This is a genomic window from Allobosea lathyri, from assembly GCF_900108245.1.
In the GTDB taxonomy this organism is placed as follows: Bacteria; Pseudomonadota; Alphaproteobacteria; order Rhizobiales; family Beijerinckiaceae; genus Allobosea; species Allobosea lathyri.
In genome coordinates this window covers 116,339-140,097 of the sequence record NZ_FNUY01000013.1, presented here as the reverse complement: position 1 = coordinate 140,097, position 23,759 = coordinate 116,339, and the positions used below count along the sequence as shown (strand labels likewise).

The window sequence follows — 23,759 nt, the reverse complement described above, 5'->3', positions numbered from 1 at the left end:
GTCGTGATGCCGAGACGATGCGTCATCGCGATTGAGCGATCAAACGAGTAATAAATGTGGATTCGTTCGATAAAATCGATCGATTGCTCCGGGCGCGACCTCTCGGCTGTCCTAGCGTCCAGACTAGACGGTGTCGCCTCTGGTGGCGACTGCGGTATCGCCGAATCTCATCCCCCGATTCGGGCCGTGGCGGAGGCGGGCTCGGAAAACTCGCCTGGCGCCGCTGCCCTCGATCTGCTCGTTGCGGTGCTCGGCCTCAGGCCGCCGCAACCATGATGATTTCGACGAGAATGCCGGGGTCGGCCATTTCCACCACGCCACAGCAGCGCGCCGGCGCGTTGTCCCGGTCGATCCAGCCGTCCCATACCGCGTTCATCCCGGCATAATCAGCCATCGTCTTGAGCCAGATCGTGGCGCTGATGACGCGGCTGCGGTCGCTGCCGGCCTCGCCCAGCAGCCGGTCTATCCGGGCCAAAACTTCCTGCGTCTGGCTGGTGATGTCGCCACCGAAATCGTCGGCGACCTGCCCGGCGAAATGCACGAGGCCGGCGTGAATGACGGCACGGCTGCGGCGGCCGTTGGAATCGAGGCGTCGAATGGTCATGATCGGCTTCGTCTTTCTTTCACTCACGGCTGACGGCTGAAGAAGGGCGGCGGCTCGTGGCTCGTCACGGGAGGGGCGCTTTCGCGATAGGCTTCGATCTCGACGAGGCAGGAATGAGCGCTCGGACCCTGTCCGAGGCGCGACGTGCCGCGATCGGGCGTCAGCACATTGGGGTTGCCGTGTTTGTCGAGCGATCCCGGCTCGCCCGGCTGAAGCGGGTCAAACCAGGCCCCGGTGGCGAGTTGAACGACGCCGGGGCGCAAGGCGTCGGAGGTCCGCAGGCCCGCCAGGCAGGCTCCCCGGTCATTGAAGACCCTGACGATGTCGCCATCGCGGAGGCCGCGCGCGGCGGCATCGTCGGGATGCATGCGCAACGGTTCGCGGCCGGCGATCTTGGAGGCGCGCGCATGGCTGCCATTGTCGTATTGGCTGTGCAGCCTGGTCGCAGGCTGGTTGGAGATGAGATGCAGCGGAAACCGTTTCGCAGCGGCTGCACCGAGCCACTCCGCCGATGGCAGCCAGGCGGCATGGCCCGGGCAATCCGCATAGCCGAAACTCGCTATGCGCTCCGAAAACAGCTCGATCAGACCTGATGGCGTGGTCAGGGGGTAGGCGTGCGGATCTGCGCGGAAATCGGCCAGGAGAGGCTTCACCTTGGCCGGTTCCGGCAAGAGGGTGATGCCATCGCGCCAGAACTGGTCGAAATCGGGGATCTCTATATCGACCGCGGCGATGCGCTGCCGCGCCAGCCCGTACAGGTGCCGGATCCAGCTTTCCTCGTCGCGACCTTCGGTGAAGGCCTCCTCGACGCCGAGCCGGGCGGCCAGCGCCGAGAAGATCGCGAAATCGTCGCGCGCTTCGCCGGCCGGGTCTGCCAGCCTGTGCGAAGCGGCGAGCATCAGATCGCGATTGGCGCAGACGAGATCGTTGCGCTCGAACTGCGTCGTCACGGGCAGCACGATGTCGGCATGCCGCGCCGTTGCGGTCCACCAGGCGTCGTGGACGATGATGGTCTCCGGGCGTTTCCACGCCGCGACCAGACGGTTGAGATCCTGATGATGATGGAAGGGGTTGCCGCCGGCCCAATAGACCAGCCGGGCATGGGGATAGCGGCGCTGCTCGCCATTGAAATCATAGGGTTCGCCGGGATGCAGCAGCATGTCGGCGATGCGGGCGACGGGGATGAAATCCTCGACCGCATTGCTTCCCTGCGGCAGCGAGGGCCACGCGATCTCATGGGCCGCGTTGCCGACGCCATTGACCGAGCCATAGCCGAAACCGAAGCCCCCGCCGGGCAGGCCGATCTGGCCCAGCATCGCGGCGAGCGTCACCGTCATCCAATAGGGCTGTTCGCCATGGTCGGCGCGTTGCAGCGACCAGGACATCATCAGGAAGGTCCGCGAAGCGGCCATGCGGCGGGCAAGCGCGCGGATGTCCTCGGCGGGAAGCTCGCACAGGGCCGCCGCCCAGTCGGCGCTTTTCACGACGCCATCGGGCTCGCCGAGCAGATAGGCCGCGACACGCTCGAAGCCCGTCGTGTGGCTGGCGAGGAAATCGCGGTCGTGGAGGTTCTCGCTCAGAAGCGTGTGGCAGAGCCCGAGCATCAGCGCGACATCGGAATTGGGACGGGGCGCCCACCATTCAGCGCCGGCCTCGGTGGCGGTGTCATCCCGGATCGGGCTGATTGAGACCAGCCGGGCGCCCGCATCGCGGCAGGCCAGAATGCCCTCGCGCAGGGTATGCCGGCTCAAGCCTCCCGAGCTGACCTGGGCGTTCTTGGGGGAGGCGCCGCCGAACATGACGATGAGCTCCGCATGCCCCGCGAGCAGCCGCCATGGCGTGTGGCCGCTCGCGAGCCCGCGCCGGTCTCCGATGACATGCGGCAGGATCGTATCGGCGGCAGCGAAGCTGTAGTTCTGGACCGAGCGGGTATAGCCGCCGATCACATTAAGGAAGCGATGGATCTGGCTTTGCGCATGGTGGAAGCGGCCAGCGCTGGCCCAGCCATAGGAGCCACCATAGATCGCGGCGTTGCCGTGATCCTTGCGGACGCGGTCGACCTCGCCGGCCACGATCGCCAGCGCCTGCTCCCATTCGACTTCGACGAAGGGTTCGGCGCCGCGTGCCTCGCCGCCTGCCGCTGCGCCGCGCTCCAGAAAAGAACGCCTGATCGCCGGGCGCAGAATGCGGGCCGGCGAAGTGCGCGCCGCGATCATCGCATCGGCGATCGGGGAGGGGTTCGGGTCGCCCTCATAAGGGCTGAGACCGACGGGAACGGAGCCGTCGCTGTGAACCCTGTAGGTGCCCCAATGCGTTGCAAGGGTGGGACGCTCCGGCGTCGGCAGCATGCGTCTCTCCTGTTGGAGCGGGGTTGAAGTCCAGCCGGATTCAGGCTGTTTCGGCTGATGGCGCCTCGCCTGAAGCGATCTCGCCCTTGGCCTTGGCCTCGAGCGTCGCGATCGCCTGCCAGGCTCCCGACAGATGCTCGACCAGAAGCCGACCGAGCAAGGGCCCGTCGCGGCGGTCGAGCGCTGTCAGGATCGCTTCGTGCTGATTGCTGACGAAGGTCCAGCTGCGATGCTGCATGATCGCGAGATAGCGCACCCGGTAAAGGCGCAGGTTGAGGTGGTGATGGACCTCGATCAGCGGCGCATTGCGCGATGCGGCGATGATGCCGAGATGAAAGGCCTGGTTTGAGCGGAAATAGCTGAGCCGGTCCTGATGCTGGTAGGCCTGCAGCATGCCGTCCTGATGCCGGTGGATCAGCGCGAGATCGGCGAGTGTCATCCGCTCGCAGGCAAGTTCGCCGCCCAGCGCCTCGAGCGATGAATAGACACGCAGCAGATCGCGCAGCTCTTCGATCCCGAGATCGGTCACGATCGCCCCGCGATTCGGCGGAAGATCGACCAGCCGCTCGACCGAAAGTATCTTCAGGGCGTCCCGCAAGGGCGTGCGCGACACGTTGAGTTCGGCCGAAAGCGGCTGCTCGCGGATGCGTTCGCCGGGCTTCAGCACGTCATGGATGATCTGATGGCGCAGATGCGCGGCGATCTGCTGCGGCAAGGGCTGCGGCGACACCGGCAATCCCGGACCCTCGACCGGCTCGGCGGAAGCCAGCTTCATCGTGTTCTGCTCGTCGTTCATCTGGATCTCCCCCCGCAGTGTTCACCGATCCATGAGGATGGGAAGCCAGACCTTTCGGCGGCTCTCTTGTCATATCGTTCGCCCTAAAGAACAATACGTTCTCTATGGAGAATATTTTTCTCAAATTTGCCAATTCTATGGAATTGACGACAGCATTCTAAGCTGTTTTGATCATTGCATGCAATCCACAATGTCAACAAGCCGGGCTTCGACCATCGAATGAGACGGGCATGCCGGTCTCGCGCCGGAGCCGCCCGAACCGACGAAATCCGGCCAAAAGAGGGGGCATGAGATGCGGCGTATCGAGGGAATACCCGGTGCCATTCTTGGGCTGTGGTCGGTTGGTGCGGTGCTGCTGCACCTCTATTTCGCGGGGCGGGGCTATCCCGAGCCGCTTGAACTGGCGGCGATCCACCTGGCCCTGTTCGTCCCGCCGGTGTTCCTGCTCTTTCCCGCCGGCGCCAATTCGCCGACCGACAGGGCGACCGTGCTCGATCTCGTGCTGGCGCTCTGCGCCTTCGTCCCCAACGTCTACATCTATCTCAATCAGGAGCAGATCTACGAGCGCACGAGCTTCATCGATCCGCTGACGACCACCCAATATGTCCTGGGAACGATAATGGTGCTGGCCGTCGTGGAGGCGACGCGCCGCTCGATCTCGTACACGCTCGCCGGGCTCGTCCTCGTCGTGATCGGTTATATGGCGATCTGCCATCTCCTGCCGGGCGCTTGGTTCTACCGGGAGCTCAGCTTCGCCCATATCACCGAGATCAACTTCCTCTCCGTCGGCAGCGGACTCTACGGCTCTTTGACCGTGATGAGCGCGACGATCGTCGCCTCGTTCCTGATTTTCGGCTCGCTGATGCAGGCGAGCGGCATGAGCCGGCTCTTCGGCAATTTCGGCGCGGTCACCGGCGGCCGCTTCACGGGCGGACCGGCCAAGGTGGCGGTCATCTCCTCGGCGCTCTTCGGCACGATGAGCGGTTCTTCCGTCGCCAATGTCGTCGTCACCGGCTCGATGTCGATCCCGCTGATGAAGCGTCTCGGCTTCCGCCCGGTCTTTGCTGCCGGCATCGAAGCCGCAGCGAGCGTCGGCGGCCCGCTGATGCCTCCGGTCATGGGGGCTGCGGCCTTCATCATGTCGGAGATGATCGCGGTGCCCTATTCGGCGATCATCATCGCCGCGGCGATGGGGGCGGTGCTGTATTACGTCAACATCCTCTCCGCCGTGCATTACGAATCGAAGAAGCTCGGCATCGGAGCGATCCCGCGCAAGGATCTGCCGAGCCTGCGTGACCTCGGCCGCGATGCTCATCTGATCATCCCGCTGGCCCTGCTGGTCACGTTGATGATGATGCGCTTCTCGCCCTATCTGGCTGCATTCTGGGCGACGATCGCCACGGTTCTCGTCGCAGCGCTGCGGCGGCACACGCGCATGAACCCGCGCGCGATCCTGGTGGCGCTGCGCGACGGCGGTTACCTGATCTCGATGATCGCAGTCGCGGTCACCTCGGCGGGCATCATCACCGCGGCCTTGACCAGCACCGGCCTGCTGCTGGCCTTTACAGGCATGATCAAAGCCGCTGCCGGCGGTTCGCTGTTCCTGCTGGCCCTGCTGATCGCGGCAACCTGCCTCTTCCTCGGCGTCGGCATTCCCACGACCCCGGCCTATATCATCACCGCCGCCATCGGGGCGCCGCTGATCGCCGAATACAATGTCCCGCTGATCGCGATCCATCTCTTCATCTTCTACTTCGCCGTGCTGGCCGACGCCTCGCCACCGGTTGCGCCCGTCGCCGATGCGGCGGCGACGATTGCCGGCGCACCCGCGATGACGACGGGGTTCTATGCCTGCCGCTTCGCGCTCGGCGGCTTCGTCACCGGAATGGCCTATATCTACGAGCCCGGCCTGATCCTGACCGGCTCGCTGGTCGATATCATCGCTACCGCGGTCGCGCTCTCCACGGGGCTCGTGCTGATCTCGGCCGGGCTTGCCGGCTATGCATGGGGTCCGCTGCCTGCATGGCTGCGGCTCGGCTTCGTTACCGCCGGCTGCTTCTGCTCGCTTTGGTACACCGTGCCTGTCCTGCAGCGCGGCCTTGTCGGCGCGGCCCTTGTCGGGGCGGTGATCGTGATGAGCCTGCTGGCCGCCGCACGCGGTGCCGCCGCCCCCTTGAGGCCCTCGATGGCCCATCCCACCGAAGGAGAGATTCGTTGAACGAGCGCAAGAAGACCTATTACGGCGTCAGCGTCGGCATCTTGATGGTGCGCAGTTATTTCGAGCGCTTTCTCGGCGATATCGGCCATGCCGGCACCTGGGATTTCCCGGTGCAATACCGCATCGTGCACGACGCGATCCCCGCCCGGATGACCGACCTGCACAATGTCGACCTGCTCGACAAGTTCAAGGTCGCAGCCCAGGAGCTGATCGACGCCGGCGTCGACGGCATCACCACCACCTGCGGCTTCCTCTCGATCTACCAGCGCGAGCTGGCCGAGTTCTCCAGCGTTCCCGTCGCAACCAGCGCGCTGCTGCAGGTTCCGATGGTTGCGCGGCTGATCAAGCCGAGCCAGCGTGTCGGCATCCTCACCTATAATGCGACCTCGCTGAGCGGGCGCTATTTCGACGGCGTGGGCGTTTCGCCCGATACACCTGTGATCGGCATGCCGCCCGACAGCGAATTCGTGCGCTCGATCCGCGATGGCGACAATTCGGTGCCGTTCGAGACGCTGAAGGCCGAGGTTCTCGAAGCGGCCGGCCGACTGTTGCGCGAGCATCCCGATGTGGGCGCGATCGTGTCCGAATGCACCAACCTCACGCCCTACAGTGCCGACATCGCGCAGCGCTTCGGCGTGCCGGTCTATGACGCCGTTTCGCTGGTCAACTGGTTCCAGGCCGGCCTGCGGCCACGCCGGTTCCGGCAGGACGAGCGCTGAGCGCCGATGCCGGGACAGGCCGATATCGCTGTCGTCGGAGGCGGGCTCGTTGGAGCCGCGATCGGCCACGGCCTGGCGAGAGGCGGGGCGAAGGTCGTTCTGCTCGACGAAGGCGATATCGCCTTCCGTGCTGCCCGCGGCAATCTTGGCAATGTCTGGGTTCAGGGCAAGGGGCTGACGAGCCCGCCCTATGCCGATCTCAGCCGAACCGCCGCGCTGGCCTGGTCGGAATTCGCGGCGCGCATGAAGGGCGATACCGGCATCGATCTCGGGTTCCGCCAGCAGGGGGCCTATTATGTCTGCTTCACGCCCGAGGAGCTTGAGCGCCGGGCCGCCCAATTGCAGGCGGCCGAGGCGCGGTCGGCCATAGCCAGCGGCTTCTCGGTCGCCAGCGCAGCCGATCTGCGCGCCGATTTCCCGATGATCGGGCCCACGATTCCAGGCGCCACCTTCTGCAAGCTCGACGGCATGGTCGATCCGCTGCGCCTGCTCAGGGCGCTGCTCGCCGGCTTCCAGGCGCGAGGCGGGCTGTACGTCCCCAGCGCGCGCGTCAACGGCATCTACCATGATGGCAGCTGTTTCCGCATCGACAGCGCGGCGGGCGAGCATCGCGCCGAGCGGGTCGTGCTGGCAGCAGGGCTGGGGAATGCCGCCCTGGCGCCGCAGCTCGGCCTCGACGCTCCGGTGCGGCCGGTGCGAGGCCAGATCGTCATCACCGAGAAGCTGCAGCCTTTCATGCCGCGCGGTGTCCACTTCATCCGGCAGACGGCCGATGGTGGCCTGATCTGCGGGGAATCCTCGGAGGAAGTGGGGTTGGACGAGGGCACGACCCGGCCCGTCCTGCAGAACACCGCGCAGCGGATCGTCACCGTCTTTCCCTTCCTCCGCAGCGTCAGGATCGTCCGCAGCTGGGGCGCGCTCCGCGTGATGAGCCCGGACGGGCAGCCGATCTACCAGCAATCCGCCCGCCATCCCGGCGCCTTCCTGGTTTCCGTCCATAGCGGCGTGACGCTCGCGCCCTTCCATGAGCAGCAGATGGCGGCGGCCATTCTGGCCGGCCATCTCGACCCGACCCTTGCCGCAACCTTCTCGCCGGGACGCTTCCATGTTCAAGATCATCGCGCTGCCTGACCGGCCCATGGTCGCCCTGCGGCTCGCCGGCCGCAGCGTGCTGGCGCCAGAGGGCGACAACCTCGCCGCGACCTTGCTGCGCGAGGGGTTCTCGCCGTTCCGGTCGACGCCGAAAAGCGGTGCGGCGCGCGCGGCCTATTGCATGATGGGCGTCTGCTTCGACTGTCTCGTCACGATCGATGGCGAGCCCAACCGGCAGGCCTGCATGGTGCAGGTCAGGTCAGGGCTGGTGGTCGAACGTCAGGATGGCGCGCCGCTGGCTGCGGGATGTCGCTCATGATGCCGCGCGCGGTCGATCTGGCGGTGATTGGTGCCGGTCCGGCCGGAATGGCGGCTGCCCTGCGGGCGTGCAGCCTCGGCCTGTCCGTCGCGGTTCTCGACGAGCAGCCCTCTCCGGGCGGCCAGATCTATCGTGCCGTCACGCAAGGCTCGACCTTGCCTGCCAACGTGCTGGGCCCCGATTACCATTCCGGCCGGGATCTCGCCGAGCGCTTCGCCGCCTGTGGTGCGCATTATCGGCCGGGAGCGCTGATCTGGCAGATCCAGAATGACACGCTCGACTTTACCACCTCCTACGGCCCCGATTCCGTGCAGGCGAAGCGCATCGTCGTGGCGAGCGGTGCGATGGAGCGCCCCTTTCCCGTCAAGGGCTGGACCCTGCCGGGTGTGATGACGGCCGGTGCGGCGCAGATCATGCTGAAGACCTCAGCGACCGCGATCCCGGACGCGGTCTTCGTCGGCAGCGGGCCGCTGCTCTATCTCGTCGTGGCGCAATATATCCGCGCAGGCGTGCCGATTGCGCTGGTGCTCGACACGACGCCGCGTGGAGCACGCCTGCGCGCAGCCCGGCATTTGCCCGGCGCGCTTCGCGCCGCAAGCTATCTGGGCAAGGGGCTCGGATTGCTCCGCGAGATCCGGCGAGCTGGAATCCGTGTGGTCAGCCATGTCGAGGATCTCTCGATCGAGGGCGAGGGCGCAGTGACGGGGCTGCGCTGGCGGACCCGCGACGGCGAGGAGGCGGCTTCGGCGACGCAGGTCTTCCTGCATCAGGGCGTCATCCCCAACGTCAATCTCGCCATGGCGCTGGGCTGTCGCCAGCTCTGGGACGAGAGCCAGCGCTGCTGGCGCCCGGAACTCGACCGTTGGGGGCGATCGAGCCTGCCGAATGTGTTCGTCGCCGGCGATGCCGGCGGCATCGCCGGAGCGTTGTCGGCAAGGCTGGCGGGCGATCTCGCGGCGATCGCAGTCGCAGCCGAGCTCGACGCGTTGGACGATGCGGCCGCCGAGCGGCTCGCGGCTCCGCTCTTCGCCAGCCAGCGCCGGGACAAGGCGGTCCGGCCGTTCATCGAGGAGCTCTACCGTCCGGCGGCGCAGTTTCGCGCGCCGTCCGACGACGCGGTGATCATCTGTCGCTGCGAGGAAGTGACCCGCGGCGCGATTGCCGCTGCGGTTGCAGAAAAATGCGCCGGGCCGAACCAGCTCAAGAGCTTCACCCGCTGCGGCATGGGACCCTGCCAGGGCCGTATGTGCGGGCATAGCGTGAGCGAGCTCATGTCCGCGCTGACAGGGCGCCAGCCGGCGGAGATCGGCTATCTGCGCATTCGCATGCCGGTGAAACCGGTGACGCTCGGCGACATCGCCGGAGAGCGATCCAAAGGGAGTTACGCATCATGAGCAGGCCGCAGCCGGTTTCCTACGAAGAGGCGTCGCCCGAGGCGCGCGAGGTGATCGACGACATCAAACGCTCGCGCAACGTGCCGGACGTCAATGATTTCTGGAAGTATCTCGCCCGCGATCCCAAGACGCTGAAGCGCACCTGGGAGAGCATCAAGGAGGTCATGGCGCCCGGTGCGCTCGATCCCCTGACCAAGGAGATGGTCTATCTCGCCGTCAGCGTCACCAATAACTGCACCTATTGCATCGCGAGCCACAGCGCCGCCGCGCGCAAGGCGGGAATGAGCGAGGCGATGTTCGCCGAGCTCGTCGCGGTGATCGGCATGGCCAATGAGACCAACCGGCTCGTGACGGCCTATCGCGTGCCAGTCGACCCGGCGTTCGAGTGACGCGCGATGAGTGAAGCCGCAGCAGACGTTTCGCCAAAGCCCGAATTGCTCGCCCGCCTTGCCGCGATCGGGACGCCGACCTTGTCGAGCCAGCTGATCAAGCATGGGCTGCGCTCGAGCTACCTTGTCGGCGCGCACCGCCTTGTCGGCCAGGACGCCATCTGCGGCCCGGCCTTCACCTTGCGCTTCGTTCCTGGCCGCGAGGACAAGGCGACACCTGCGAGCTATGGCTGGCCCGGCGCTCTGCCGGCCGCCATCGACGCGGTATCGGCGGGCAGTGTCGTCGTGATCGATGCCCGCGGCCATCAGGGCGCGGGCACGGTCGGCGACATCTTCGCCGAGCGTCTCCGCCTGAAACAGGTCAAGGGCATCGTCAGCGACGGCGTCGTGCGCGATCTGCCGGGCTTGCGTCAGGTCGGGTTGCCGATCTGGGCAGGCGGCACCGCCTCGCCGCCCTCGATCGGCGGACTGAGCTTTGCCGGCTGGGGGGAGCCCATCGGCTGCGGGGGCGTCGCGATCTGGCCGGGCGACCTGATCGTCGCCGATGAGGACGGCGTCCTCGTCGTGCCGCTCGGGCTCGCCGAAGAGATCGCGGCTGGTGGCGAGAAGCAGAACCGGTTCGAGGCCTGGGTGCAGAAGCGCGTCGCCGGCGGCGCGGCACTGGTCGGGCTTTACCCAGCCGACGCGGCAACCCTTGCCGCATTTGAAACGAGCGAGGCGGCGCGTGCCGCTGCGCTCGATCCAGGTGCGCCCGATCCAAGTCTTTCCCCCAGCACAGGCCTTTCCTCCAGCACAGGCCTTTCCTCCAGCACCGGCCTTTCCTCCAACCCATCCTAAGGAGACGTCACCATGTCCCGCCGTCTGTTACCTCGCCTCTCCGTATTCGCATTGCTGGGCGCGATACTTGCCGCGCCGCTGCCGGCCGCATCCCAGACCAAGAATGTCGAATGGACCTCCGGCTCGCCCGGCGGCGCCTGGTTCACGCAGACGACCGGCGTTTCGACGCTCGTCATGGAGGCCGTGCCAGGCGTCAACATCCGCGTGGTGCCCGGCGGCGGCAAGGACAATCCCAGCCGCATCCAGGCCGGTCTCAGCCAGATCGGCATGGGCATCGACTTTCTCAGCGCCGCCGCCCTGAAGGGCGAGGAACCCTACAAGCAGAAGCACGACAAGCTGCGCACGCTCGGTTCCAGCGGCGTCGACGTCTATTACATGGTCTATGTGCCGGTCGAGGAGAAGCGTTCGCTCGCCGAACTCCTGAGCGATCCGAAGCTCACGATCGGCGTGACCTCGCAGGCAACCTCCGAACACCTGACCCTTCAGCGCGCACTTGAGTTCTATGGCAATTCCTTCGCCAAGATCCGGCAGGGCGGCGGCAAGGTCGTGATCTCCGCCTATGGCGAATTGATCCAGGGCTTCAACGACAACCAGTTCGACATCCTCTGGACGGCCGGCGAAATTCCCTCCGGGCTCGCGAGCCAGATCATCGACGGACGCCGCAAGGTGAAGTTCGTCTCGTTCTCCGATGCCCTCCAGAAGAACCTGACCGATAAATACGGCTACAGCACCGGCGTCATCAAGGCCGGCACGTTTCCTGAACTGCAAAGCAGCGACATCTCGGTCAGCGCGATGGGTAACCTCTACCTCGTCTCGGCCGACTTGCCCGATGATTTCGTCTACGCGATGACGAAGGCGATCATCAGCAATCGTCCGCGATTGGCCAACATCTACCAGGCGATGAGCCGCTACGACCCCGCGACCGCCTGGAAGATGCAGCCCGTGCCGTTGCATCCCGGCGCCGAGAAAGCCTTCCGCGAGGGCGGCTTCATGAAATGAGCGGGCTGTAGCCGAGATCAAGTGCGGTTCTCCGACCCTCGTCGGATGGCGCTCTGACCGGCCCTCGTCTGGACAGGCCGAGCCTTGCGCGGCAGAACTGCGCTTCTGCCGCGAGCGGCCTGTCCGAGATGCCCTTACCGTGATCCGCAATCTGCCCCTGGCGACGCTGCGCACTTTCGAGGCGGCGGCGCGTCATCAGAGCCTGGCGAAGGCGGCCCTCGAGCTGAACCTGACCGACAGCGCGGTGAGCCATCAGCTCCGGCGGCTGGAGGATGCGCTCGGTATCGATCTGTTCGAGAAGGCCGGGCGGGGCGTGGCCCTGACGGATGCGGGGCGGGTGTTCGCCCGCTCGGTCGGAACCGCCCTGCACGACATCGCCCGCACGGCCCACAGCCTCGCCGATGCCGATCAGGTCGGCGGGCGGCTCACCATTGCCTGCCCGCCGATGTTCGCCAGCAAGTGGCTGGCAAAGAACCTCGCGGATTTCTGCTACGATCACCCCGCTATCGAATGCCATATCCAGCTTGCCGACAACGAGCGCGTCGCGGATGCCGGCGACGCCGATCTCGGCATCCTCTTCGGCAGCGGCGCATGGCCGGCCAAATGGTCGGCGCTGCTGGAAAACGTCGCGATCGCGCCGGCCTGTAGTCCTCTGCTGTTTCGCCGGGCCGGCCGCAGCTTCACCCAGCCTTCGGACCTGCGCGACGTGATCCTGCTGCATCAGGATGACGGTACCGAATGGCGGCGCTGGCTGGCGGGCGAGGGCGAACATGCCTTCGAAAGCTACCGGCGGCATCTCTATTGCAGCGATCTCAGCATCGCCATCGACCTTGCCGCCGAAGGGGCAGGGGTCGTGCTGGTCAGCGATACGCTTTCTGCCTCGCATGTCGGCGAAGGCATGCTGCTGCGCCCCTTCGCCGGCTCGATCCAGGCCACGGGCGGCTGGTATGTGCTGTGCGACGGCTACAAGCTCGAGCGTTCGAACGCCCGGCTCTTCCTGCATTGGCTGCTCGGCCGTTTCGGCAAGACGCTCACCTTGCCATCCGCCGAGGAGGCGGAGGCGCAAAACGGGGCGTGAGCGGCCGATGTCCAATGACCGGCCTATGTCACGACGGCATCAGGCCTTTGTCGAGGACAAGCCGTAGAGCAGGCTCAGGATCAGCGAGGCGCCGGTCGAGCCCGTCATGTTGCGCGGATCGAAGGGTGGTGAGATCTCGACGAGATCGGCGCCGGCCAGCAGGCCGCTCGCACCGATCTTGCGCAGCGCAAACTGAACGTCATGGGCGGGCAGGCCGAACGGGTTCGGTGCAGCGGTGCCCGGCGCCTGCGACAGATCGAGCACGTCGATATCAACGGAGAGATAGATCGCGTCGGTACCGTCGCCGGCGATCCGCAGCGCCTGATCGACGACCGCGGCAATGCCGCGCTCGCGGACCTCAAGCCCGGAGATCACGGTCACGCCCATCTCCTTGGCGTAGTCGTCGAGCGCGGGCGAGTTGGTGAACTCGGCCATGCCGATCTGCACGAGATTGGGGCCGCTGAGCAGGGTGCCCGGCATTTCCAGCGCCTTGCGGAACGGCACGCCGCTCGATTCCGCGCCGAGATGGGCTTTGCGCAGATCGTGATGAGCGTCGAAATGGATGACGCCCAGCTTCTTGCCCGGCCCCATCGCCTCCATCACGCCGCGCAGGTTCGGAAAGGCGATCGAATGGTCGCCGCCGATCATTACCGGAACGATCTTCTTCGAGACCAGCGTGCGCACGGTGTCGGTGATGCGCTTGAAGGTGCCGTCCATATCGGTGAGCACGACCTCCACGTCGCCGATATCGGCGGCGCGGAAGTCGGTCATGGTGCGGCGGTCGCGGCTCGAATAGGTGGTGAAATACATCAGGCCCTGACGCACGGCATCGGGGCCGTGGCGCGAGCCCGAGCGAACCACGGAGGCGCCGTCATAGGGCACGCCGACGATGGCGCAGTCGAGATCGAGCGTGCCGTCCCATGTCAGCCAGGCGCCAGCACGGTGCTCGGCCACATCGCCCTTCATCGTATTGACGATCAGGCCCGGGGGAAGAAGGTTGAGTTTGTCCAAGGCACGCTCCTGTCATCTGCCGAGCGGGATTTGGCATGCGATGCGACGATGCGTGAAGTGAAGCTTCGTCAGCCATCGGTTGATGACATTTCAGGTATTTGCCGGCGTGCCCAAGAATTAATCCAGTGATGTCGGTTTAAACATGAATTTGAGTCATGTTTTTGGTGACGATTCATCATTTGCTCTGACCGGCCGGGCTTGCTTGATAGGTTGACAAGGGCTGCAAGAGCCCGGTCGCCGGATGACTTCACACCATTTCGGCCAGGGGACAAAAGAAGGCGCGGGCGGACACGAGACGGTGCCGCACGAGAGCACGTTCGAGATCGGCGCCGCCATGCCTGCGCGGTTTTGCGGGCTCGACAAGCGCCGCCTTCTCTGGAGGAGCACTGATGATGATGAAACTGGCCGTCACGGATATTCACAAGCATTACGGGCCTCATGAAGTGCTCAAGGGCGTCAGCCTGTCGGCCAGGGCGGGCGATGTCGTCAGCATTCTCGGCTCCAGCGGCTCCGGCAAAAGCACCTTCCTGCGTTGCATCAATTTTCTCGAACGGCCGCATCGCGGCACGATCGAAGTCGGCGGCGAGACGCTGGTCACCGTGCCCGATCCGCGAACCGGCGAATTGCGGGCCAAGAGCCCGGCACAGCTTCAGCGCATCCGCACGCGCCTTTCGATGGTGTTCCAGAACTTCTGCCTGTGGTCGCATATGACCGTGCTGCAGAACGTGATCGAGGCGCCGATCCATGCGCTCGGCATTCCCCGCGTCGAGGCGCTGGAGCGGGCCTACGCCAACCTCGCCAAGGTCGGCCTCGGCAAGGACATGCACGACCGCTATCCGGCGCGGCTGTCGGGCGGCCAGCAGCAGCGCGTTGCGATTGCGCGCGCGCTTTGCATGGAGCCGGAGGTGATGCTGTTCGATGAGCCGACCTCCGCGCTGGATCCGGAACTCGTCGGCGAGGTGCTCAAGGTCATGCAGGCTCTGGCGGAGGAGGGGCGCACCATGGTGATCGTGACCCATGAGATGGGCTTCGCGCGCCATGTCTCCAGCGAGGTGCTGTTCCTGCATCAGGGGCTCGTCGAGGAGCGGGGATCGCCCGCCGAGATCTTCGAGCACCCGCAAAGCGTCAGGCTCCAGCAGTTCCTCGCGGGCCGGCTGCACTGAACGGTCTCCAGGTCCCAACCGAGCCGGGTCCATGTGCCGGGGCCCCGGATTCCTGGTTTCCGGCGCGATTCCACAACCAGCCACCAAGAAACGGAGAACCCGCCATGAAACCGCTCTTCCGCCTGTTCGGCGCAGCGATGCTGATTGCCTCGAGTGCTCTCCAGATCCAGCCCGCAGCCGCGCAGAAGGTGCTCACGATCGCGACTGACGCAACCTTTCCGCCGTTTGAATCGATCGACAGTTCGGGCAAGGTCGTGGGCTATGATGTCGAGCTGATGCAGGCCGTCTGCGACGCTGCGAAGCTCAAATGCAACATCATCAATGCCGCCTGGGAGGGGATGATCCCCGGCCTCATCGCCGGCAAATACGATGCGCTGATCTCGCAGCTGACAGTGACCGAGGCGCGTCGCAAGATTCTCGCCTTCAGCGACATCTACGATCGTCCCGTCTTCCGCTTCGTCGCCAAGCAGGGCGCGACTTACGAATTCACGCCGGAAGGGCTGAAGGGCAAGACCATCGCCGTCCAGACCGGCACTCCGATGGATGCCTTCGTCACCAAGACCTTCCCGCAGGCCGACATCAAGCGCTACACCAGCGGCAGCGCGCCCTATCTTGAGCTGGCCTCTGGCCGCGCCGAGCTGCATATGAGCTATGAGGCGCAGATCACGCACGCCTTCCTCAAGAGCGAGGATGGCAAGGGTTTCGGCCTGCTCGGGCCGCGCTATACCGGCAAGGACGCGCCGGAATTCGGCGAGGGCGTCGCGATTGCGATCAACAAGCGCAATGTGGAGCTGGTGAAATCAGTGAATGAGGGGCTCGCCAAGCTGCGCGAGAACGGCGCTCTCGCCGCCCTCAACGCCAAGTATTTCGGGACCAACTGAGCCGATGCTGGCCGCCTATGCCATGACGGTGCTGGGCGCCGGACTGGTCACGCTGCAACTGGCGGCGGGCGCGCTTGCGCTCGCCGTCCTGTTCGGGCTGGCGGGAGCTTTGTGCAAACTGTCCTCCAGCGTCGTGTTGCGCACGCTGGCGGGCATCTACACCTCGGTCGTCCGGGGCATTCCCGATCTCGTCCTGATGCTGCTGGTGTTCTACAGCCTGCCGACGCTGGTCAACGAGGTTCTGACCGCGGCCGGCATTTCCTATTATTTCGAGCTCGATCCCTTCATCGCGGGAACCGTGACGCTGGCGTTGATCTTCGGCGCCTACATGACCGAGACCTTCCGCGGCGCTCTCGTCGCGATCCCCAAAGGGCAGGTCGAGGCGGCTCGCGCCTACGGGCTTGGCCCCATGCGGACCTTTACCGGCATCCTGCTGCCCCAGATGGCGCGTCTCGCGCTTCCCGGCTTCACCAATAACTGGCTGGTCCTGCTCAAGGCCACCGCGCTCGCCTCGCTGATCGGCCTGCAGGACGTGATGTTGACCGCCAAGGGCGCGGCGGAGGCGACCGGGCAGCCCTTCACCTTCTATCTGCTGGCCGGTGGCTTCTATCTGGCGCTGACCTTGTCTTCCGTCCTGTTCCTGGCCTGGCTCGGACGCAGGCTCGATCTCGGCACGCGCGAGTTGTCACGATGAACTGGACGATCATCGCCGACAGCCTGCCGCTTTATGCCCAGGGCGCTCGCCTGACGGTGCTGCTGACCGTGTCCGCTCTGGCGATCGGCTTCGGGCTGTCGCTCGGTCTCGCCTTGCTGCGCAATTCACCCAATCCCTGGATCAGACTGCCGATCGCGAGCTACACGCTGGTCTTCAGGGGAACGCCGCTGCTGGTGCAGCTCTTCCTGATCTATTTCGGCCTGGCGCAGTTCGGATTGCTCCGCCAGAGCATTCTCTGGCCCTGGCTGTCGAGCCCGCTGTTCTGCGTGCTGCTCACCTTCGTGCTCAACACCACCGCCTATACGACCGAGATCTTCGCGGGCGGCTTGCGTCATCTGCCGCCGGGCGAGATCGAAGCCGCGCGCGCCTATGGCATGTCGCCCTGGACGATTGCGCGGCGCATCCTCATCCCCGCCATGCTGAGCCGCTCGCTGACGCTCTACGGCAATGAGACGATCATGATGATGCATGCGACCTCGCTCGCGAGCACGGTGACGCTGCTGGAGATCACCGGCGTCGCCCGCAACATCACCCTCACATCCTACATCCTGTTCGAGCCCTATGTGACGGCGGCGGCGATCTATCTCTGCCTCACCTTCATCCTCGTCGGGGCCTTCCACATGGCCGAAAGGCGTTGGGTCGACGCCCGGGGTTGAACTGGCATCGTCGCGGACCGTCTCGATGCTCGCCCGGTAAAGCTCCGCGAGCCGCTCCGGTGTCAGCATCGCCGCCGCCGGGCAAAGCCGCTTGGCAATGGTGTCGCCGCGGCTGGACAGCTCCCCTTATGTCATCACCAGCCCGCCATCGACATGCAGAATCTGCCCGGTCACGAAGCGGCTCCAGTCGGAAGCCAGGAACAGCACGGGGCCGGTCACGTCCTCGACCGTCGCGATCCGTCGCAGGGGGGTCTGAGCGATCAGCATGTCCTTGACCTCCTCGCGGGTCGCACGGCTCGAATCCGTCGGATAGACCAGCCCGGGCGCGACGCAATTGACCCGGATGCCCAGAGGGCCGAGTTCCGCGGCGAGCGTCCGGCTGAAGCCGATCAGGGCCGCTTTGGCCGTGGTGTAGTCGTGATAGGGGATGCTCGGCCGTGCGACGAGGTCGCTCGCCATGTTGACGATGCTGCCCTGAACCCGCTGCTTCATCAGCGGCAGCACCGCCTGACAGACATTGTAGGTCGCCTTCAGCGCCCCATCGATCTGCGTCTGATAGGCCGACCAGGGCGTGTCCCAGAACCGGGTCCGGTTGTCGGGGTCGAACACGTAAGGGGCGAAGGCGTTGTTGACGACCGCGTCGATCCTGCCGATCTCGTCGGCGATGCGGGCGACCATCGCGCCCACCGCTGCTTCCGAGGTGACGTCGGCTGCGATCGCCAGCGCCTGCCCGCCAGCGGCCTTGCAGGCCTCGACCACGCCAAGCGCAGCAGCCTCGTTGTGCCGGTAGTTGACGATGACGAGCCCGCCCTCGGCTGCAAAAGCCTTTGCGATCGCGGCGCCGATGCCGCGGCTCGCGCCGGTCACGAGAATGGCCCTATTGCGGAACTTCATGATGGACGCCTCAAGGGATCAGGTCGCTCTTGACGATCTGGCTCATGTCGATCGGCTTTGCGATCAGCCCGAGCTTGTGGAATGCATCGGCGCCCGTCTGCATCACGCCTGCATCGAAATGGCCGAGGCCCTTGGCGTCCGTCGTCGGCGATATCGTGGAGATGTTCCGCAGCTTGATGATTTCGAGATTCAAGGCCTCGTCGCGGCCGTTGATCGCCCGCGTCACGGCGATCTTCGCGGCCTCCTCGGGCTTGGCGATCATCCAGGCGGCGCTGTCGCGATAGGCGGCTAGGAAGCGCTTCAGCAGCGGCTTTTTCGCCTCATAGGTCGCCTGCGTCACCACGAAGATGTCGCTGGGCAGGTTGAGATGATCCTTGACCTCGATCACGTCGACCTCGGGCAGGCCCTTCATCCGGCCGACCAGCAACCCGGTATCGGTCGCGGCGGTGGCGTCGACCTGTCCCTGGATCAGCGGCGCGAAGTTGAGCAGGCCGGTGACCTCGATCGTCACGTCGCTTTCGCTAATGCCGGCCTGGTTGAGCAGCACCTGCAGGTTCTGGCGCGTGCCGCTCGACAGGCTGTAGACGCCGATGCGCTTGCCCTTGAGATCGGCCGCGCTCCTGATGCCCCGCGATTTCGGCGAGACCACGTTGAAGACGTTCTGCGGATAGATGTTGTAGATCGCGACCAGCTTCTCGCCCTTGTCGAGGGCGAGGTAGAGCGAGGCCGGGTCGGTGAAGGCGATGTCGGCCTGGCCGGTCAGCATGGTCTGGATGGCCGAGCCGCCGCCGGTGCCCGGCACATAGTCGAGCGCGATCCCCTGCGCCTTGAAGAAACCTTTGTCCGGTTCGGCCAAGAGGTTGGTGATCTCGCTGATCGGCTGGCTCCAGCCGGCGACGGTGACCTTGTCGAGGGTTTGAGCCTGCACTGCCGAGCACCCGAGCAGTGAAGCGACGACGGCAAACGTCAACCGCGCCGTCATCCTGGGCGACCGAAGGTCGACCCGGGATCCATCGGAGGGCTCCGAAGCTCTAGGATGGATCCCGGCGCTCCGCTTCGCTCCGGCCAGGATGACCAGTTTCTTCCGGAAGTTATCCGGAAGGCGGAAGCCCTGGTGGATCGCGAACATGACTTATCCTTTCAGATGATGGCGCAGCATCAGGCGCTCGACCCAGAGGGCGGCCTGGTAGAACAGCATCCCCAGCAGGGTGATCACGACGAAGAGCGCGAACATCAGGCTCGAATCCATCACGCTCTGGGCGGCGATGATCGAGGCGCCGAGCCCCGCGCGCCCGCCGATGAACTCGCCGACGACCGCGCCCACCAGCGCCAGCACGACGGCGACCCGCAGACCGGCCATGATCATCGGCAGGGCGCTCGGCAGTTTCAAGCGCAGCAGCGTCTGCAGGCGGCTGGCGCCCAGCATGCGAAACAATTCGCGCCGCGCCGGATCGACCTGCCGCAGTCCGGTGACGGTGTTCTCCATCAGCGGAAAAAAGCAGATCAGGGCCGTGATCACGATGGTCGAGGTCATGCCGAAGCCGAACCAGATGATGAAGAGCGGCCCCAGGGCCAGCTTGGGCACGACCTGGCTTGCAACGATATAGGGGTGCAGCAGGCGCCGCAGGAACTCGGCCTCGGCCAGCACGATGCCTGTCACCAGCCCGATCGCGCAGCCCAGAGCGAGGCCCAGCGTCATCTCGGTGGCCGTGATCCGCAGATGCGGCAGCAGGCGTCCGCTGGCGACCTCGCTCCACAGGGTGGCCAGAACGGCGGAGGGCGCCGGCACGATCAGGGACGAAACGCCGGAGCTGCGGCAGTACAGCTCCCAGCCCGCGAGGAGGGCAAGCAGAAGGAGCGCCGAGGACAGCCGCGGGATCATGACGCGCAATCCATCGCCTGCCGCAACTCGCGGCAAAGCGCGTTGAATGCCTGTCCGTAGCGCATCTCGCGGTTTCGCGGCCGGGGCAGGTCGATGGTGAGTTCGTGATGGAGCCGCCCCGCTGCCATGATCGCCACGCGATCGGCGAGATAGACCGCCTCGGCGATGTCATGGGTCACGAACAGCACCGTGGTGCGGTGCAGCGCGCAAAGCCTCAGCAGATCGTCCTGCAGCTCTTCGCGGGTGAGGGCGTCCAGCGCGGCAAAGGGCTCGTCCAGCAGCAGCACGGCGGGCTCCGCGATCAGCGCGCGTGCAACCGCGACCCGGCTTTGCTGGCCGCCGGAGAGTTCGGATGGATGACGCTGCGCGAATGCACTGAGCGAAACGAGCTCCAGCAGTTCGGCAGCCTTCTTGCGATGCTGCGGGCGAACTTTTTGCTTGAGCGAGATCGGCAGCAGGACGTTGTCGGTCACGCTGTGCCAGTCCAGCAGGGTCGGCTGCTGGAACACGAAGCCGATCTGCGAACCCGGCTCGCGCAAGGTCGCGCCAGCGATGCGGACGGCCCCCTGATCGGGCAGCAGCAGGCCGGCTGCGAGTTTCAGCAAGGTCGTCTTGCCGCTGCCGCTGCGCCCCACCAGACAGTGGATCGCGCCGCGCGGAATGGCCCAGTCGACGCCGTCGACGGTGGCGGGATCGGTGCCGTAGCGGTAGCTCGCCCGCTCGATGGCGACGAAATCCGGATCGTGCGGCTCAACCTGCGGCTCAATCGGCATAGGGCGCGAACCTCTCTGCCTCTGCCTCTGCCGAGTGCTCGATCTCCGTCATCGTGACGAGGTCGAGCAGGTTGAAGCGCCCGTCATTGTGCCAGCCTGCCTCGGGCGACGTCATCAGGCCCAAAGCCGAGATGCGGGTGACGCCGGCCTGTCCGAGCAATCCCGCCAGCCGGAAGAGTTCCTCGGGCTCTGCCGCGACGCCCGCGCTCTGGAGGAAGCTGCGATAGGGGGCGATCAGGCCGACGACATCGTCGAGCCCGTCGACCGCGACGACGGAAAGCGTCCGGTTCAGGCCGCTGGGAGCCAGCTCCTGTTCGTCCTCGACATGAACGACGCTCCAATCGTTGTGCGCATCGCCGATCAGGTCGCGATCGCCGCCGAAGGTGCTGAGCTCCGCGGCGCTGCGCCAGTTCGCGACAGCGCTGGCCTCCTCGATCGACAGCACGCGGCGGGGATGCTTCTGGCTGAAGCTGGCCAGTTCATGGGCGACATAGCCCGAGAACTCGCGGGGCGAGACTGTCCCGCCGCGCTCGACGAAGAGCATCTGCGGTGAGTAGCAGCCCTGCTGCTCGTAGCGGATCACGTCATAGGCCGCCTGACGGGCAAGCACGCCGGCCTTGCGCGTATCGAGCGCGGCGCGCGAGACCATGCCGAAGCCGATCTTGTGGCCATGGGGCAGGTAGCGCGTGGTGACCGGCAGGCGCTTCTGGACTGCCGCGAGCGCGTCGTTACCACCATAGGCGACGACGACATCGGCCTGTTCAAGCCAGATGCGCTCCTGCGTCTCGTCCCCACCCTTCCACCAGACCACGGCCAGACAATCGCCGAGCCTGGGGTCGATCTCGGCGATGAGCCTGGCAAACCAGCTCGCCAGCAAGGGCTCGGCACTGGGCACCTTGCCTATCGTTCCCGCCTTGACCAGCAGGCCGGAGATCAGGCTCCAGAGCGGCAGGCCGGGCACATTGCCCGCCCAGACATGCAGCAGCAGATCAGGGCCGAATGCTCTCGCGAAGCCGCCCTTTACCGCCGGCTGGAACGCGTCGAGGATCTGCGGATTGGCAAAATCCTCGCTCAGGAAGCGCTGCAGCTGCGGGCCGCGGAAGGTCTTCAGATAGCCGGTCAGGCCGAGCCGGACCATCTCGCGATCATAGCCCGTCACGATCGGCAGCAGCGCCTCGGCCTTCTGCCGCCAGGGATCGTCGCGATCGAGCAGTCGCGCGATCGCGCGGTCGAGGATCGCAACGATTTCGGTGACGCTCAGGGTCTTGAGATAGTTGCGGGCATTGTCCCTGACGCGTGTCGCCAGCGCCGCGCTCTGGGCATCGCTCAGCATGGGCACGGCGACCTCGACGGTCTCGCCCCAGGCGCCGAAGTGAAGCCGCCGCCAGTCGACCTCGTCGATGGCAAACCCCGGCAGATGTCCTGCGAATTCGGTCACGCTCTTACCCCTGCGCGGCCTTCAGGAACTCCTCGACCGCGACCGAACAGCCCTTGGAATCCGCGCCGTCGACACGGCCGAGCAGGCGGAAGCCCCCCGGGACCGCTACGCCCGCATCCTCCGTGAGGATGGCCGAGACCGAGTTGAAATGCGCGAGATCATGATGCACCAGCACACCGGTCGCGCCGTCGGGCACGTCCTGCCCGGTGATCGGGTTCACCACCCGGCTGCGAGCCCAATGCGGTCCTGATTTCAGCGGCGGGCAGACCGCGTTGCCGTCATCGTAGAACTGGGTGCTGAGTTCAGTCATGCCGTACATGTTGATGCAGGAGCTGCGCGGCACGCCCAAGGCGCCCGACAGCCCATCGTAGAACTCGTCGGCGGCGAGTTCGCGTGACTGGCCCTTGAAGCCACCGGTATCGAGGATGCGGCTGCCTTCGGGCAGCGCAAAGCGCCGGCCCAGCCGCTGCAATTCGTCGAGCAATGGCACGAAGCTGTAGCTCGCGCCCAGCAGCGCATAGGGCTCCCCGCTCACCTCAGCGCGCTCCAGCGTCGCGAGCAGACGGGGCATGTCGAGCCCGTTTTCGCCGATGAAGCCGGCGCTGTCAGGCGTTCCGAAGCTGCGCATCGCCAGAGCCAGATAATGCGCCAGCGAGGAGTTCGGCATCGCCACCTCGTCGGGGAACAGGATACCCATGCGGATACGCTCGAGCCCTCTCATCCCGTCCGGCCCCTGCATGAAGCGCTGGCGGAAGTTCAGGGTCATCGAGCGGTCGTAGACGGCCAGCGTCGGGTGGTAGCTGCGGCCTCTGACGCCACCGCGCGTCGTCCCGCTGGTCATGAAGACGTGCTCGATCCCCTCCACCGGCCGGCAGCTCAGCGTCAGATCCTTGAAGGCGGTGATCGGCACGGCGGGGATGTCGCGCCAGGACCGGACGGTGAGGGGCGTCTTGCCCCGCTTCACGGCGAAGCGGCGATAGGGCTGATTGTTCTCGAACTGATAGGCGAAGATCAGCAGCGCCTGCCGCTCGAACGTCGCCTCCGTGCGGTCTTCGCCGCCGATATAATCGAGCAGCGTTGCAATGATCTGCGCTTCCGTCACGTCCCGAACACCTTCAAACAGATCAAGGCGCATGCCCCGGCACGATGCCGGTATGCCACCTTCTGTCCGGTCGACAGCGCGAGCATGGAAAAGGGGCGGCTGGCCACCCAATGTCCCGCATCCCTACGCCGGTATGAGCCGGATCAGGTTCGGAGGGTCACCGCGTCGCTCGAAACAGGTCCGAACCGGCGGAATCTCAGCCTCCTAGCGAGGCCCCCCTGGGAACGGCCGCAACATGACGGCCGCACCAGGGCTCTGTCAACACCGGGCTCTGTCAACAATGCAGGCGCGGGGCAGGGGCCGGGCGATTGCATGTCGCACAGGCTTTCATCGCGACAGTAGCGCCTCATAGGAGCCGTGCGATCGTTCAATGCCGCATTCCCTCGCGAAGCCTTCGGCCTTGCCGGCATCGCGGCTTGCGACTGCCGCCAAGGCGCGGGCGATGTCGGCC

Annotated in this window: 23 protein-coding genes and 1 riboswitch; of the genes, 13 read left to right on the top strand and 10 right to left on the bottom strand. The window is 65.8% G+C overall.

Translation table 11 applies throughout. From position 1 onward, the window contains the following. Window positions 1–256 precede the first annotated feature (256 nt). The 3 genes from C4S73_RS24240 to C4S73_RS24230 are packed head-to-tail and all read right to left on the bottom strand — an operon-like array spanning window position 257 to window position 3,748. Window positions 257–604: a RidA family protein gene (locus tag C4S73_RS24240; protein WP_103875148.1), complete on the bottom strand. Its 348-nt coding sequence runs from the start codon at window positions 602–604 to the stop codon at window positions 257–259. Between the two features lie 23 nt (window positions 605–627). Then, a complete protein-coding gene (locus tag C4S73_RS24235) occupies window positions 628–2,952 on the bottom strand; it encodes a molybdopterin-dependent oxidoreductase (protein ID WP_103875147.1) in 2,325 nt (774 codons plus the stop codon). A 40-nt stretch (window positions 2,953–2,992) separates the two neighbouring features. After that, window positions 2,993–3,748, bottom strand: coding sequence for a GntR family transcriptional regulator (locus tag C4S73_RS24230; protein ID WP_103875146.1), 756 nt, complete (start codon window positions 3,746–3,748; stop codon window positions 2,993–2,995). Window positions 3,749–4,040: 292 nt separating this feature from the next. On the opposite strand from C4S73_RS24230, the gene C4S73_RS24225 reads away from it, so the two are divergent. The 9 genes from C4S73_RS24225 (at window position 4,041) to C4S73_RS24185 (ending at window position 12,793) form a co-directional block, all read left to right on the top strand. After that, complete coding sequence (locus C4S73_RS24225; RefSeq protein ID WP_103875145.1) at window positions 4,041–5,966, top strand: TRAP transporter permease; 1,926 nt, start codon at window positions 4,041–4,043, stop codon at window positions 5,964–5,966. Continuing rightward, complete coding sequence (locus tag C4S73_RS24220; RefSeq protein WP_103875144.1) at window positions 5,963–6,685, top strand: aspartate/glutamate racemase family protein; 723 nt, start codon at window positions 5,963–5,965, stop codon at window positions 6,683–6,685. Before C4S73_RS24225 ends, C4S73_RS24220 begins: the two co-directional genes overlap by 4 nt. Window positions 6,686–6,691: 6 nt before the next feature. Continuing rightward, complete coding sequence (locus C4S73_RS24215) at window positions 6,692–7,816, top strand: NAD(P)/FAD-dependent oxidoreductase (RefSeq protein ID WP_103875143.1); 1,125 nt, start codon at window positions 6,692–6,694, stop codon at window positions 7,814–7,816. Further along, a complete protein-coding gene (locus C4S73_RS24210) occupies window positions 7,791–8,096 on the top strand; it encodes a (2Fe-2S)-binding protein (protein WP_103875142.1) in 306 nt (101 codons plus the stop codon). Before C4S73_RS24215 ends, C4S73_RS24210 begins: the two co-directional genes overlap by 26 nt. Next, window positions 8,093–9,490: an FAD/NAD(P)-dependent oxidoreductase gene (locus C4S73_RS24205; RefSeq protein ID WP_103875189.1), complete on the top strand. Its 1,398-nt coding sequence runs from the start codon at window positions 8,093–8,095 to the stop codon at window positions 9,488–9,490. The genes C4S73_RS24210 and C4S73_RS24205 overlap by 4 nt, the downstream gene beginning before the upstream one ends. Next, on the top strand, window positions 9,487–9,879 hold the full coding sequence (locus C4S73_RS24200; protein ID WP_103875141.1) for a carboxymuconolactone decarboxylase family protein: 393 nt from the start codon (window positions 9,487–9,489) through the stop codon (window positions 9,877–9,879). The genes C4S73_RS24205 and C4S73_RS24200 overlap by 4 nt, the downstream gene beginning before the upstream one ends. Before the next feature lie 6 nt (window positions 9,880–9,885). Beyond that, window positions 9,886–10,716, top strand: coding sequence for an RraA family protein (locus C4S73_RS24195; protein WP_103875140.1), 831 nt, complete (start codon window positions 9,886–9,888; stop codon window positions 10,714–10,716). Window positions 10,717–10,728: 12 nt separating this feature from the next. After that, window positions 10,729–11,715: a TAXI family TRAP transporter solute-binding subunit gene (locus tag C4S73_RS24190; RefSeq protein WP_103875139.1), complete on the top strand. Its 987-nt coding sequence runs from the start codon at window positions 10,729–10,731 to the stop codon at window positions 11,713–11,715. Between the two features lie 139 nt (window positions 11,716–11,854). Further along, a complete protein-coding gene (locus C4S73_RS24185; RefSeq protein ID WP_103875138.1) occupies window positions 11,855–12,793 on the top strand; it encodes a LysR substrate-binding domain-containing protein in 939 nt (312 codons plus the stop codon). A gap of 39 nt (window positions 12,794–12,832) precedes the next feature. Here the strand turns inward: C4S73_RS24185 and C4S73_RS24180 are convergent, their stop codons facing one another. After that, entirely contained in the window at window positions 12,833–13,804 is a 972-nt protein-coding gene (locus tag C4S73_RS24180) for an agmatinase family protein (RefSeq protein ID WP_103875137.1), read from the bottom strand. A gap of 389 nt (window positions 13,805–14,193) precedes the next feature. Between C4S73_RS24180 and C4S73_RS24175 the strand changes: the two genes are divergently transcribed. The 4 genes from C4S73_RS24175 to C4S73_RS24160 all read left to right on the top strand — a co-directional run bounded on the left by C4S73_RS24175 (window position 14,194) and on the right by C4S73_RS24160 (window position 17,219). Continuing rightward, window positions 14,194–14,967 carry an ABC transporter ATP-binding protein gene (locus C4S73_RS24175; protein WP_210201407.1) on the top strand — a complete coding sequence of 258 codons (774 nt, stop codon included), beginning with the start codon at window positions 14,194–14,196 and terminating at the stop codon, window positions 14,965–14,967. Between the two features lie 104 nt (window positions 14,968–15,071). After that, complete coding sequence (locus tag C4S73_RS24170) at window positions 15,072–15,848, top strand: transporter substrate-binding domain-containing protein (protein WP_103875136.1); 777 nt, start codon at window positions 15,072–15,074, stop codon at window positions 15,846–15,848. 4 nt (window positions 15,849–15,852) lie between these two features. Continuing rightward, window positions 15,853–16,542 carry an ABC transporter permease gene (locus tag C4S73_RS24165; RefSeq protein ID WP_103875135.1) on the top strand — a complete coding sequence of 230 codons (690 nt, stop codon included), beginning with the start codon at window positions 15,853–15,855 and terminating at the stop codon, window positions 16,540–16,542. Beyond that, window positions 16,539–17,219, top strand: a complete 681-nt coding sequence (locus tag C4S73_RS24160) for an ABC transporter permease (RefSeq protein ID WP_103875134.1) — start codon at window positions 16,539–16,541, stop codon at window positions 17,217–17,219. Before C4S73_RS24165 ends, C4S73_RS24160 begins: the two co-directional genes overlap by 4 nt. A 126-nt stretch (window positions 17,220–17,345) precedes the next feature. Here the strand turns inward: C4S73_RS24160 and C4S73_RS24155 are convergent, their stop codons facing one another. The 6 genes from C4S73_RS24155 to C4S73_RS24130 all read right to left on the bottom strand — a co-directional run bounded on the left by C4S73_RS24155 (window position 17,346) and on the right by C4S73_RS24130 (window position 23,308). Further along, complete coding sequence (locus tag C4S73_RS24155) at window positions 17,346–18,113, bottom strand: SDR family oxidoreductase (protein WP_103875133.1); 768 nt, start codon at window positions 18,111–18,113, stop codon at window positions 17,346–17,348. A 10-nt stretch (window positions 18,114–18,123) separates the two neighbouring features. Beyond that, window positions 18,124–19,041: an ABC transporter substrate-binding protein gene (locus C4S73_RS24150; RefSeq protein WP_200828092.1), complete on the bottom strand. Its 918-nt coding sequence runs from the start codon at window positions 19,039–19,041 to the stop codon at window positions 18,124–18,126. A gap of 204 nt (window positions 19,042–19,245) precedes the next feature. Continuing rightward, entirely contained in the window at window positions 19,246–19,995 is a 750-nt protein-coding gene (locus C4S73_RS24145; RefSeq protein WP_103875132.1) for an ABC transporter permease, read from the bottom strand. Then, complete coding sequence (locus C4S73_RS24140; protein ID WP_103875131.1) at window positions 19,992–20,768, bottom strand: ABC transporter ATP-binding protein; 777 nt, start codon at window positions 20,766–20,768, stop codon at window positions 19,992–19,994. Before C4S73_RS24140 ends, C4S73_RS24145 begins: the two co-directional genes overlap by 4 nt. Further along, window positions 20,758–22,206 (bottom strand): acyl-CoA reductase, encoded by a 1,449-nt coding sequence (locus tag C4S73_RS24135; RefSeq protein WP_103875130.1) that lies wholly within the window; start codon window positions 22,204–22,206, stop codon window positions 20,758–20,760. The genes C4S73_RS24140 and C4S73_RS24135 overlap by 11 nt, the downstream gene beginning before the upstream one ends. 4 nt (window positions 22,207–22,210) lie before the next feature. Beyond that, window positions 22,211–23,308: a LuxE/PaaK family acyltransferase gene (locus C4S73_RS24130; protein ID WP_200828091.1), complete on the bottom strand. Its 1,098-nt coding sequence runs from the start codon at window positions 23,306–23,308 to the stop codon at window positions 22,211–22,213. 103 nt (window positions 23,309–23,411) lie between these two features. Continuing rightward, window positions 23,412–23,538: riboswitch (TPP riboswitch) on the bottom strand. Between the last annotated feature and the right edge of the window lie 221 nt (window positions 23,539–23,759).